At 54.7% G+C, this 11,863-nt stretch carries 11 protein-coding genes and 1 tRNA gene; 10 read left to right on the forward strand and 2 right to left on the reverse strand.

The window, feature by feature from the left end; translation table 11 throughout:
- The first annotated feature begins 70 nt into the window (after positions 1 to 70).
- The gene (locus E4M07_RS22145; protein ID WP_246660566.1) at positions 71 to 280 is read left to right on the forward strand and encodes a DUF2274 domain-containing protein; all 210 of its coding nucleotides are present in this window, start codon (positions 71 to 73) and stop codon (positions 278 to 280) included.
- Between the two features lie 385 nt (positions 281 to 665).
- Here the strand turns inward: E4M07_RS22145 and vsr are convergent, their stop codons facing one another.
- Positions 666 to 1,079, reverse strand: coding sequence for a DNA mismatch endonuclease Vsr (vsr, locus tag E4M07_RS22150; RefSeq protein ID WP_136660598.1), 414 nt, complete (start codon positions 1,077 to 1,079; stop codon positions 666 to 668).
- Between the two features lie 312 nt (positions 1,080 to 1,391).
- Here vsr and E4M07_RS22155 point away from each other — a divergent pair, with 312 nt between their 5' ends.
- From E4M07_RS22155 to E4M07_RS22195, 9 genes are all read left to right on the forward strand, one after another.
- On the forward strand, positions 1,392 to 2,546 hold the full coding sequence (locus E4M07_RS22155) for a DNA cytosine methyltransferase (RefSeq protein ID WP_136660599.1): 1,155 nt from the start codon (positions 1,392 to 1,394) through the stop codon (positions 2,544 to 2,546).
- Positions 2,547 to 2,560: 14 nt separating this feature from the next.
- Complete coding sequence (locus E4M07_RS22160; RefSeq protein WP_136660600.1) at positions 2,561 to 3,376, forward strand: NotI family restriction endonuclease; 816 nt, start codon at positions 2,561 to 2,563, stop codon at positions 3,374 to 3,376.
- Positions 3,377 to 3,459: 83 nt separating this feature from the next.
- Positions 3,460 to 5,373, forward strand: coding sequence for an AAA family ATPase (locus E4M07_RS22165; RefSeq protein WP_169054343.1), 1,914 nt, complete (start codon positions 3,460 to 3,462; stop codon positions 5,371 to 5,373).
- On the forward strand, positions 5,370 to 7,298 hold the full coding sequence (locus E4M07_RS22170) for an ATP-dependent helicase (protein WP_136660602.1): 1,929 nt from the start codon (positions 5,370 to 5,372) through the stop codon (positions 7,296 to 7,298). The genes E4M07_RS22165 and E4M07_RS22170 overlap by 4 nt, the downstream gene beginning before the upstream one ends.
- Before the next feature lie 151 nt (positions 7,299 to 7,449).
- Positions 7,450 to 8,655 (forward strand): IS110 family transposase, encoded by a 1,206-nt coding sequence (locus E4M07_RS22175; RefSeq protein WP_246660557.1) that lies wholly within the window; start codon positions 7,450 to 7,452, stop codon positions 8,653 to 8,655.
- Between the two features lie 358 nt (positions 8,656 to 9,013).
- A complete protein-coding gene (locus E4M07_RS22180; protein ID WP_136660604.1) occupies positions 9,014 to 9,202 on the forward strand; it encodes a hypothetical protein in 189 nt (62 codons plus the stop codon).
- Positions 9,199 to 9,366 (forward strand): hypothetical protein, encoded by a 168-nt coding sequence (locus E4M07_RS29590; protein ID WP_246660558.1) that lies wholly within the window; start codon positions 9,199 to 9,201, stop codon positions 9,364 to 9,366. Before E4M07_RS22180 ends, E4M07_RS29590 begins: the two co-directional genes overlap by 4 nt.
- A gap of 319 nt (positions 9,367 to 9,685) precedes the next feature.
- Positions 9,686 to 9,943 (forward strand): hypothetical protein, encoded by a 258-nt coding sequence (locus E4M07_RS22190; protein WP_136660605.1) that lies wholly within the window; start codon positions 9,686 to 9,688, stop codon positions 9,941 to 9,943.
- 202 nt (positions 9,944 to 10,145) lie between these two features.
- On the forward strand, positions 10,146 to 11,759 hold the full coding sequence (locus tag E4M07_RS22195; RefSeq protein ID WP_136660606.1) for a recombinase family protein: 1,614 nt from the start codon (positions 10,146 to 10,148) through the stop codon (positions 11,757 to 11,759).
- Here E4M07_RS22195 and E4M07_RS22200 read toward each other — a convergent pair.
- A tRNA-Gln gene (locus E4M07_RS22200) sits at positions 11,727 to 11,800 on the reverse strand. The genes E4M07_RS22195 and E4M07_RS22200 overlap by 33 nt on opposite strands.
- Positions 11,801 to 11,863: the final 63 nt, after the last annotated feature.

Here is an 11,863-nt window from a genome sequence, read left to right on the forward strand (position 1 = left end):
TGTCCTCGGGCAAGCCCTGCGGGAACGGTTGACCCGGACGTTTGCGTGCTCCCCCGCAAGCACGGCAGTCGTGGAAACGCCGCGCCATGATGAGACAGGTACAAAGAGTCCGGATAATGCCGCCCTTTACCGCGCCACCTACGGCGAAACCGAATCCGTCGCCGATCTCATCCCCTTCATGCTCGAGGCCTTCCTCGAAAGCGACCGCACCTTCGCCAAGGCGCAAAGGGGTGAAGGCCGACTGCCCAAAGGGCAGGGATCACATGCCAGTGGCATGTGATCAGAACCGAACGCCAGAAGCGCAAGCAAAGGGCTGTTGCCAGGATGAAGACGAATACCGTCAGCGGACAGACGGCCCCGGAAAGCTGGCCCGCAACGCTCGTCCGTCCCGCGCCGGCGATGCAGCCTTCAGGCGGTAAACCAACGGCTCTGGCGGCTCTCCAGACCGGTACGTACTACACGGGCGCCCATCTTGGGGGTGGCATTCGCAGACCCGGCAAAGAACCATGTGCCCGGTGGCGACCGGCCTTCACACTGACTTCAGATTGCTGCAAGTGCGGCCAGCCTGACCGGACATCTGCAAAACCAGCAACCGGTGGCAGAATTGTGCGTGAAGCTGACTGTAGTTGGGGAGTTCTGAGCATTGTTGGAGGATCTCACTGATATCATCCATCGAGAAAACGCCGAGTTCGGTGCGCCAGTTCTACTGTGTCCTTGAGTTCGCACTCCCAAATCTCAAGAACCTGCCAGCCCATCTCTTCGAGGCGTTTTACGTTCTGCATATCTCGCTCCTTTGTGCGTTCGAGTTTGGGTTCCCAATACGACAGGTTCGATTTCGGTTTGTGCGCGATTGGACAATTTGGATCGCGATGGCTGTGCCAGAAACAGCCATGCACAAAGATCACCTTTTTACGGTTGGAGAAAATCAAGTCAGGCCTGCCCGGTAGGTCTTGACGGTGGAGCCGGTATCGATATCCGAGGCCATGCACAAGCCTTCGTACAAGCATCTCGGGCTTCATGCCCTTACTCTTGATCTTCCGCATGTTCGCGCTGCGAACTTCCTTGCTGACCCTATCCACAATGCAGGTTCCGGCCTGAGTTCATGTTTGTTGAAACAGAATGCAAAGTGATGCACCTTGATGCAAGGTGAAGAATCAGCTTGCCGAACAAAAGTAGAACATTTACAATGGTCAAAGTGAAGAAGGGGCCGCGCATCACGGTAAGCCTATCAGAGGCGGACCATGAAGCCCTACAGACAATGGCATCCAGATACGATGTCTCATTGTCTTGGCTTACGCGGCATGCGGTCGCTGAGTTCATTAAGAGGCAGAAGGACGGGCAACTCCAATTGCCTTTGGCAAACAAGAGAGTGCCGGAAAGGAAAACATCGAATGGCTAAAGGCGGGGAATTCACAGCCATTGATCTTTTTTGCGGAGCTGGGGGCCTGTCCGAGGGTTTCCGCCAGTCGGGTTTCCACATTCTTGCTGGAAACGACTTTGATGAATGGGCAGGGGCGACTTTTGCCAAGACTCATAGCGAGGCAAAATTCCTTGGTGGTCCCATTCAGGACATTACCACCGGTGCACTTCTTAAGGCCGCCGGCCTCAAGAAAGGTCAACTGGATTGTTTAATTGGGGGTCCGCCCTGTCAGGCGTTCAGCGTCTATAACCACCAGCGCGGCATGCATGATGACCGTAGCCAACTCTTCAAAGAATACCTGCGCATGGTTGAAGAGCTGGAACCGAATTGGGTTGTTATGGAGAACGTCACCGGCATCACATCAGCCGGTCAGGGCGCAGCAGTGAAAGCGATATTGAGCGGACTCGAGAAGCTCGGCTACACGGTGGACAAACAGATATTGCGCGCCGAAGAATATGGCGTGCCTCAGGAACGCCGCCGCATCGTGTTCATCGGCAACAAGCTGGGTAAGCCAATCCTGTTTCCGGAGGCTACACACGGAGAGGGTTTAACGCCGTTTACGACCATCTTCGATGCAATCGGTGATCTACCAGAATTAGAGAACGGCGAAGATAACGGTGGCACCGGTTACCTAACGGCACCCGAAACGGATTACCAGAAGTTGCTGCGCGGCAATTCAGCCGAGGTTCTAAACCATTCAGCGCCGCGCCTTGCACCGATTAACATGGAGCGTATGAAGCATATTCCGCAGGGGGGCAGTTGGCGGGATATTCCGTTCGAACTATTGCCAGATGGCATGAAGCGTGCGCGGCGATGCGACCATACAAAACGCTACGGGCGCATGTCGTGGAGCGGCCTGTCCTGCACGATCTTAACCAAGTGCGATTTGCATTGGGGAGCATATCTGCACCCAGAACAAGACCGATCAATCACAGTCCGTGAAGCTGCCCGTATTCAGTCCTTCCCTGACTGGTTCTGTTTTGAAGGGCCGAGGACCGAACAGTACGTTCAGGTTGGCAACGCGGTTCCGCCTTTGCTTGGCCGAAAAATTGGAGAGGCTGTACTTAGAGCCGATGCTATAGATGTACGCGACAACAGCCAGAATGATCTCGCCTTGGCAAGTTAACAAAGGACCATGTCGTGTATGATCCGGCAAGTTACATTGAAGAGGTTTTAGGAAAACGTGCAATCATCGGTTTTGATCCAGGAACTGAAGGTTATTTTTGCCCCTTTATTGGTCGGGCCTGCGTCAAACGCAGCACTGCCAATACGAACAACCCTTATCCTGTTTGCACAATCAGGCAGAAAACATCCCGCGCTCCCGTTTGTGTTTGCCCCAAGCGATTTTACGCGATCGATTTTTTGCAAGACGTCATAGAGCACGTCTGGCCGGGTGAGAAGCCGGTCAACCCGCGCATCGCTAGCGAAGTGAAGATGGAAGGGTTCGGTAATGTTGATTTTGTCATTGCTGATACCCCGGACGGCGAAGATATAAACCAGTTTTTGTCGGTCGAATTGCAGGCAATCGATATCACGGGTTCAGTGCGTTCGGCCTACGACGCTCTGGTTGCAGGTGAGCATATGGAGAAGTCACCGACCTACGGCTTGAACTGGAAGAACGTCTATAAGCGCTACATCAATCAGTTGATCAGCAAGGGCTACTACCACCATCATTGGGGCACCAAGGTCGTCGCCGTCATCCAGGACGCTGTCTACAATTACATTTGTAACGACGCAGATTTTATGAGGCAGACAGACATCGATACGCCTCAGGTCAATATCATCTTCATGTCGTACAAATTTGAGGACGATGATGCCAACCTAGGGCGAAAGAAACTCACCTTGGATAAGGTTGAAGGAACGCACCACACTAATCTGCAGAATGCGGTGCTCTATAAGAGTGCGCCCGCACGTGAAGAATTCTGCAAGCGTATCCGAAACGCTTTGGCGCGGTAGGTGTGAATGAGGGGACCAACCACAGCGATTATAAATGAACTTGCCCTCAATTGGCGACCGGCTCTTGTAGGGCGCGCATGCTAATGAGAGTTACAGAACTGCGGATTCAGAATTTTCGCTCGATCAAGAACCTTAATCTTGAGTTAGGTAAGACGACGGTTTTCATCGGCCCCAATAATTCCGGAAAGACTGCAATTCTTGACGCAGTTCGAATAGCGCTCACTAGGAAATGGGGACAACGTGGCACCGGTTTCACCGAGTATGATATTCACCTCGCGACGGAGTCAGATGATCCGAAGGTTTCCCCTGGCGTCTCTATAGAAATACGCACTGAGGAAGAGCAACCGGGTGAGTGGCCGGATGAATTGCAGCAAGACCTCGATGACATTTCGCAACTTGATGCCGTCACTGGAAAGAGCTTTATCACGCTTAGAGCAAGTTGCGTATGGAACGCAGCAGACGCCGCCTTCCTGCCTGCATGGGAGTTTTTAAATGCTGCTCGTGCGCCGCTAGTAGGCCGATCAGGCCGGCGCGTGAATTTGGAGCGTTTCTGGCAGTATTTGCCCGTGTTTTACCTAGGTGCACTTCGTGATGCCGACGATGAATTTTCGTCCCGTTCACAATTCTGGGGACGCCTCCTCAAAGCGATGGAAATTCCTTCTGCCCTGGAGGCTCGTGTACAGCGACTTCTGGATATCTTAAATCGCAAGCTGCTCCAAGCAGACCCGAGACTGGCACAGGTCGCGGATGTCTTGTCAGGGGCGACAAGGGTTGCGGCAAGAGATCGTGCTGGAAGCGTTGATTTGCGCCTTGTCCCCCTCAAGTCGTGGGACCTGCTTTCGAAAGCAGAAATCATCTTGCGTAACGAACCGGACTGGCCCTGGCTGCCACTCCAAAGACACGGCCAAGGCGTCCAAAGCCTGTCGGTCGTATTCCTTTTTCAGGCTTTCGTAGAGCATCTTCTTGCCGAGCTTTACGAGGAACATAGCGTGCCAGTGTTGGCGCTCGAAGAACCTGAAACTCATCTGCATCCGCAAGCGGCGCGAACGCTGTGGGCGCATGTCAACGAACTTCCAGGCCAAAAGATTATAACAACGCATTCGCCCTATTTTGTTCAGCATGTTCCGTTTCGTGACATTAGGCTTGTCCGGCTCACGGAGGATGGCACGGAAGTCCGATGGTTGCCTCCAAGCTTTTCCGTACAGGTTCCAGACAACGCCGAACTTGCAGCGTTGGTCGGCAACAACGCGCAGTTACTGGACTTCGATACGGCGACACAAACCCTGACGGTTGGCGGAAAGCTCGAAGAGCCATTGTATCGAGATTTGCTAACTTGCTACGGCATCCATGCTGATCGGGCGGTAATATCTGGCGTCCTCCACGATCTAAAGGACCGATCACAACAGTTCATTTCTGACGATGAACTGAAAGCACTTGAAACTTATGCAAGGAGAATTCGCGGCGAAATATTCTTTGCTCATCGTTGGTTCATTGTAGAAGGCCAAGCGGAGTATCTAATCGTACACGCTCTTGCGCGTGAATTAGACTACGACCTCGATGAGCATGGGGTGTCTTTGATTGATGCCATGAACAACGGCAATCCCGCGACGTTTGCAGCATTGGCCAGGGCATTTGGCATACCTTGGTGTGCCGTATTTGACGGAGATCAGGCTGGCAACCAGTACATCCAATCGATCAAGGATCGGGACTTTGATGATGCATATGTCGATCAAAGATGTGCAGTGCACCCTAACGGAGACCTTGAAGGCCAATTGTTGGCGGACGGCCTAGAACCAGAACTGCGCACAGCTCTAAACAATACAGGGCAAGCTGATGCGATGACCATCGACAGGCCTACGCTTGAACTACGGCTGGGAAACAGTAAGGTGCATTATGCAGCTGAGCTTGCGGCTATGTTGCGGGGCAATCCGGAACTTGCCGCAAGGATGCCACAGACCTTTCGTGACGCGATAGGCGGATTGAGAGGTCTTGCATGACCGATAATCTACTTGATGCAACTCGCATAAAATTAACAGAGATTCAAAAACGAGCCGTTGATTGGAACGAGGGGGCCATGCTTGTGCTGGCCGGTCCTGGGTCCGGCAAGACACAGGTTCTTACTTGCCGAATAGCAAGGTTGCTAGACGCTTCTCGTGAGAAGAGTTTTCGGGTGCTGGCTCTCACCTTTACGAACAAAGCCGCTGATGAAATGAAGGAACGCGTGGCTGGTTTCGTACCCGGACTTGAGGAAAGGGCCAATATAGGCACTTTTCATAGCTTTTGTGGGCAAATCCTCCGGCAGCACGGCGTTCACCTCAATATCAAACCCGACTTTGCGATTTATTCGCAGCTGGATGATCGCAAAGTTGTGCTCGAAGATGCTCTCAAGCGCGCAGCCGGCGAAGGTCAGCCACTCTCGGTAGATGATGTCCGATATCTGAAAATCATAGATCAATTGAAGTCGTTGCTGATTGGCCCGGAGGAAGCCGAGTCAAAATTGTCGCGTTTCGACGACAAGGCTCGTATTGCTATGACCTACAAAGCATATGAGAATGATCTACACCAACTAAACGTGTTGGATTTCAATTCTTTGATTTTTGAAGCGCATCGGCTGATTACGAAATTTCCAGCAATTGCGGCCAGATACCGGCGGTCCCATCCCTACTGGCTGCTCGATGAGTTCCAGGACACAAATGATGCGCAGTACCGATTGATACATGCGCTAGCCGGAGACGAATTCCAGAATGTGTTTGCGGTGGCAGACGACGATCAGATCATCTACCAGTGGAACGGTGCAAGCTTCCGACAAATCCAGAGACTGCGAAGTGATTTTGGAGTTGAGTTGATACAACTCCCAACAAATTATCGTTGCCCGCCATCCATAGTCGAGGCTGCAAACAAGCTGGTCTCCTACAATGCGCACCGCACTGAAGCAAAGAAACCGCTTCAGGCCGGAAAGACTAAGCTGAAGTTTCCAGAGTCCGAGCACATACAGCTTCTTGTGTATGGATCCCAAGAGGAAGAGGCTGAGGGTGTTGCCTTAATGATCAGCCGACGTGATCGAACGGAGTGGGGACAAACCGCGGTTTTGGCGCGCAATCGCTCACTGTTGGAAAAGATCCATCAGGCACTGCAAGAAAAAGGAGTGCAGGCAGTTATAGCGCAAAGACGCGACGACTTTTTGTCACCCGAATTTCGTTGGCTCGTAGCTTGTCTGGTACAGACCGTTAGGCCGCTCGATAACCGAAACATCACTGTCCTGATCGAGGCATTTAATCGGATTGCCGGCATCGAGGTATCTGTAGATCAAGTCATTGCTGATGCGGAAGCGACGGGTCACGGTTATTTTGGCACGTGGTTGAATGCTGCCAAGCAAATCATCTCCGATGATAAACACTCAAAACTCCTGGAAATGGCAGGCCGATTAGCGGATGAGCCGTTCGCAGCAAAGAAGATGTTAAGGGATTTGATTACAGAGTTCCGGGCGACGCTTGATGGAGATGAACCGGATCGAGACCTTTCGCAGGATTTGAAGGCATGGACTGAAATCGGTCGGGACATCGCCATGCACGTAGGTGGGCAAGCTCCATTGGACCAGTTTCTGCAAGAACTTCAGCTCCGTTCGAAAGAACCGACACCTCAGCCGGGTACGGTTACACTTATGACTGTGCATGCTGCCAAAGGGCGTGAATTCGACACCGTTCATCTAATTGGCATGGCCGAAGACATTCTTCCCTCCTACCAAAGCCGCCAGAAAGGTGACAGCAGTCCTGAAATGGAAGAGGAGCGCAGGAATTGCTTTGTTGCCATCACTCGTGCGAAAGAGTGTCTCATAATCAGTAGATCGCAGGAGTATCGAGGTTGGTCAAAACAACCGTCCCGGTTTCTTATTGAAATGGAACTCGCTGATACTGAGCAGTAGTGGCTGCGATTGCTGTATTGGACCCTGAATTTGACGTCGACGCATTACCGACCATGCTCACCGCCTTGCGGTGGCCCGGTTTCCACCACCACTGGGAACGCTTCGCTCAACAGCCGACACCGCGAGAACTGGCACTGGATCGTAAGACCGTATGTCCGTTTCTACCGTTGAGGTGGCTCGCCCTACACTGCACGTTCGAGGGTTGCTCGGACGGGCTGAGCCGATCCTCATCACAGGAGGACGAGCCGTGGCAGATTATAGAGAAGCATTTGTCGGAATCGATGTTGCCAAATTGAGAAACGCCATCGCGATTGCCGATGCGGGCCGTGAGGGAGAGGTTCGCTTCTTCGGAGAAGTTGACGCTTGTGTCGCAAGCATGCGCCGGACCATTCAGCGGATCGCCGACAGATTTGATCGACTGCATTTTTGCTATGAGGCCGGACCGACAGGCTATGGGCTCTATCGGCTCATCCGTTCTCTCGGGCATGAATGCACGGTCGTCGCCCCGTCGCTGATCCCAAGGAAGCCTGGCGACCGGGTGAAGACGAACCGCCGGGACGCTCTCTCGCTCGCCCGGCTTTTGCGTGCCGGCGAGCTTACTGCGGTGTGGGTTCCCGATGCAGGCCACGAGGCGATGCGGGATCTCGTCCGCGCACGGTCGGCAGCGGTCGAGATGCTGCGGGTCCATCGCCAGCAGGTGAGCGCTTTCATGCTCAAGCACGGCCGCGTCTATCCGCGCAAGAAAGGCTGGACGATGCGCTATTTGCGCTGGTTGCAGGAACAGGTGTTCGATCACCCGGCGCACCAGATCGCGCTGCAGGAAATGGTTGAAGCCGTACGCATCTCCAAAGAGCGGGTTGAACGGCTGGAGCGCACCATCGAGGAGTTCGTTCCGGCCTGGTCGTTGGCACCGGTCGTACGAGCGCTACAGACCTTGCGTGGCGTGGATCTGATCGTCGCTGTGACATTCGTCACCGAAGTTGGCGACGTGAGCCGGTTCGAAAGTCCGCGCCAGCTCATGGGATATCTCGGCCTCGTTCCCGGTGAGCGCTCGACTGGCGACACTATCAGGCGCGGCGGCATCACCAAGGCAGGAAACAGCCGGGTGCGCCATATGCTGGTTGAGAGTGCCTGGGCCTATCGGCATCCGCCCAGGGTCGGCGTAAAGAAGCTGTACAGACTGGAGCAGGCGTCACCGCGCGTGCGCGAGATCGCATGGAAGGCGCAGAACCGCTTGACGGCCCGATACCGCATGCTGAGTGGACGCGGCAAGCGGCCAACGGTGGTCTGCACTGCGGTCGCCCGCGAACTGGCCGGCTTCATGTGGGCCATTGCCAGGGAGGCGCAGGCAAGCTGATCTTGCCCTTGTGGCAACACGAAACTCGCGCATGGGCGGAGGCGGGACCACGGCAGGGAAATGTCCGTCGAATGCTTTGTGGCCGGCTACTGGCCGACGCCCGCTGTAAGACAGGAACAGACCCGGACGCACAATCGGAAATGCGGTAGCCAACCCGCGCATCAGAGCTTGATCACCGACGTCCTTCAGTTCCGCCTCCACCCATGCGCGATCAATATCATGAACAGCCGATCTCCTCCTCGTTCTGGATCGGCCGGATATTCGACGTGCCAAACCTTGACAGCGGACATCAGAGCATTCGCGGAGGGCCGCCTTGTTGCATCGTTTAATTTGATGCCTGATTGGGGTATGGAACTCGATGGCATCAATCAAGCGGCTCGGCTTTCTGGCCGAGCGACATCCGGACGGGCGGGTATTGGTCAAGCAGGCCAATATCCGCTTGACCAAGGGCCATGCCAAGCTCGATCCCACGCTGGTGTGCGACCGGCTGGTCACGCGCTGGCGGCTGCGTGTACCGTCAAGTTGGCTGAAAGGCGGTGCCCCATGATTGGTAAGCCGGAATTACTTGGCATCGCCAGGACGCTACGGCTTACGCCACATGTTGTCGAGAAGGACTATGCGCTCGGCTGGGCGCTTGCCGGTATTTTTGCTCATAAAGAGCTTACCGATAGCTGGGTCTTTAAAGGCATGCCTGAAGAAGTGCTACTTTGAAACGTACCGGTTCTCCGAAGATCTGGACTTTACACTTAAGGCTCGCACCTTGATGAGGCGTGCTTGAAGCGTGTCTTTGCGGAAATCGCGGACTGGATATACGAACGGAGCGGACTCGAATTCCCTGCCGACCTGCAGGACTTCGAAATATTCGAAAACCCGCGCGGCAACCCGAGTTGCCAAGGCAAGCTGAGTTAATGCAATTCCGTCCTCGGGCGCGCATCGTCGTATATAAAGGATATAAGCGTTTTTCATGCCCTGTAGCATTCTCGTTCTTGTCCGGCGGAAGCTTCTTCCGCGTATTCGGGGGCTGGACGAGATGACGGATCGGCGGCGTAATCGGGGTGCGAGAGCAAACGGCCATGCGGAAGCTGTTTCCGTTCCGCCGTCGCATCGCGCCATTGATGAGTCGTTTCTGGATAGGACGATCGAGATTTTCCAGACCCGCACGGATCGGCCGCTCACCAGGGAAGACGCGCGTGAGATGATCGAGAATGTGACGGGGTTCTTTCGCATTCTTGGCGAATGGAACCAGGCGGAACAGGAATCGCGGGATTCTGATCCGGCCGAGGAATGATGCTTCCGTCTTGACGGCAAGCATCACGGGACATGAAATCATCGTCAGACTTGAATTTGCCGTTTTCCCTTGAAGCAGAAACAATTGCGTTTATGCTTCAGGAAGCGGTGAAGTAAACAAACAAAACAGATGATGAGCGACGCAGCCGTGATCCGGGGGCGCATGCCCCAAACACGAAATCTGGCTGTAAAGGAATTCATCCATGGCGCGACGCATCAAAAACACCGCTCGCAAGAACGTTCAGACTTCCTCCGAACCGAATCAGACCGTCAAGGCGCTGCTTTATGCGCGGGTATCGTCGAAAGAGCAGGAGAAAGAAGGCTTCTCCATCCCGGCGCAATCCAAGTTGCTGCGCGATTATGCGGCACAGAACGGCTTCAGGATCGTCGAGGAGTATATAGACGTCGAAACGGCAAAGAGCACCGGGCGCACCAACTTCGGCGAGATGATCAAATATCTGCGCAAGCATCCTGGCGTGCGGGTGGTGCTGGTGGAGAAAACCGACCGGCTCTATCGCAACCTCAAGGATTGGGTGACGCTTGACGAGTTGGATATCGAGATACACCTCGCCAAGGAGGGCACGGTCCTCTCGGCCAATTCTCGCTCATCGGAAAAGTTCATGCACGGCATCAAGGTGCTGATGGCGAAGAACTATATCGACAACCTCTCCGAGGAGGCGCGCAAGGGGCAGATGGAGAAGGCCGAACAGGGCATCTGGCCGTCCAGGGCGCCGCTGGGCTATCTCAACGTCACCGCGAAGGACGGCAAGAAGATCATCGAGCCGGATCCGGCGATGGCGCCCATGGTCACCAGGCTGTTCGAGCGCTATGCGACCGGCCATTATTCGCTGAAGGCACTCACCAGGGCGGCCCATGCCGACGGCTTTGTCTACCCGAGGAGCGGCAACCGCGTTCCGGTCAGCACGATCCACGCCATCCTGCGCAACCGTCTCTATTCGGGAATGTTCGAGTGGAACGGCAAACTGCACCAGGGCAGGCACGAGCCGTTGGTTTCGATAGAACTATGGGAGCGGGTTCAGGGCGTCCTGACGGGGCGGAACACGACGCCGATCCATTCCTATGGCCGCGAATTCGCCTTCTCCGGCCTCATGAAATGCGCCGATTGCGGCTGCGCCGTCGTGGCTGAAATCAAAAAGGGCAAATACATCTACTACCACTGCACCGGCCATGCCGACGGCAATCGCGGCAACCCGTCCGACTGCCGGCGCAAATATGTGCGTGAGGAGGCGCTGGAGACGCAATTCGCGGCGCTGCTGGATCAGCTCTATTTCGACGAAGAAGTGCTGGAATGGGTGCGCGAGGCGCTCAAAGCCAGCCATGCGGACGAGCGGCGCGAGCATGAGGAAGCCATCAAGCGCTGCCAGGCCGAATACAAGCGGCTGGAGGACCGGCTGAATGCCATTTATCTCGACAAGCTCGACGGGCGGATCGATCAGGCCTTCCATGATCGCATGGCCAAGGCGTGGAAGACAGATCAGGTGAAGTTGTTGCGCGAGATCGAGCGGCATACGGATGCCGAACATTCATATATGGACGATGGAGTCAGGCTGCTCGAATTGGCCCGGAATGCCCGCGAACTTTTCGCCAAACAGGAAGCTCACGAGAAAAAACGGCTCCTGAACCTGGTGCTGTCGAACTCGATCTGGCGGCAGGGAGAGGTTGAGGCGACCTTCCGGCAACCATTTGATTTACTTGCAAAAACGACCGCAGAAATCGCGTCCAGAAATGATCCTAAAGGAGATTTATCCACAGGTCATACAGTTTGGCTGGGGAACCTGGATTCGAACCAGGACTAACGGAGTCAGAGTCCGCGGGTCTACCGTTAACCTATTCCCCAATCAGCGCCGCCGGCGCGGCGGCGTTATAGCCAGAATTATAACGCCATGTAAATGGCGGTGCA

Origin of the sequence: Nitratireductor sp. XY-223, from assembly GCF_004959855.1 — a bacterium.
Taxonomy (GTDB): Bacteria; Pseudomonadota; Alphaproteobacteria; order Rhizobiales; family Rhizobiaceae; genus Hoeflea_A.

What these genes read in the sequence shown, in the direction of transcription:
- E4M07_RS22190 (WP_136660605.1), top strand. Translation starts at nt 9,686, where the DNA reads ATGACGGATCGGCGGCGTAATCGGGGTGCGAGAGCAAACGGCCATGCG.
- E4M07_RS29590 (WP_246660558.1), top strand. Translation starts at nt 9,199, where the DNA reads ATGATTGGTAAGCCGGAATTACTTGGCATCGCCAGGACGCTACGGCTT.
- E4M07_RS22165 (WP_169054343.1), top strand. Translation starts at nt 3,460, where the DNA reads ATGAGAGTTACAGAACTGCGGATTCAGAATTTTCGCTCGATCAAGAAC.
- E4M07_RS22155 (WP_136660599.1), top strand. Translation starts at nt 1,392, where the DNA reads ATGGCTAAAGGCGGGGAATTCACAGCCATTGATCTTTTTTGCGGAGCT.
- E4M07_RS22170 (WP_136660602.1), top strand. Translation starts at nt 5,370, where the DNA reads ATGACCGATAATCTACTTGATGCAACTCGCATAAAATTAACAGAGATT.
- E4M07_RS22175 (WP_246660557.1), top strand. Translation starts at nt 7,450, where the DNA reads ATGTCCGTTTCTACCGTTGAGGTGGCTCGCCCTACACTGCACGTTCGA.
- E4M07_RS22180 (WP_136660604.1), top strand. Translation starts at nt 9,014, where the DNA reads ATGGCATCAATCAAGCGGCTCGGCTTTCTGGCCGAGCGACATCCGGAC.
- E4M07_RS22195 (WP_136660606.1), top strand. Translation starts at nt 10,146, where the DNA reads ATGGCGCGACGCATCAAAAACACCGCTCGCAAGAACGTTCAGACTTCC.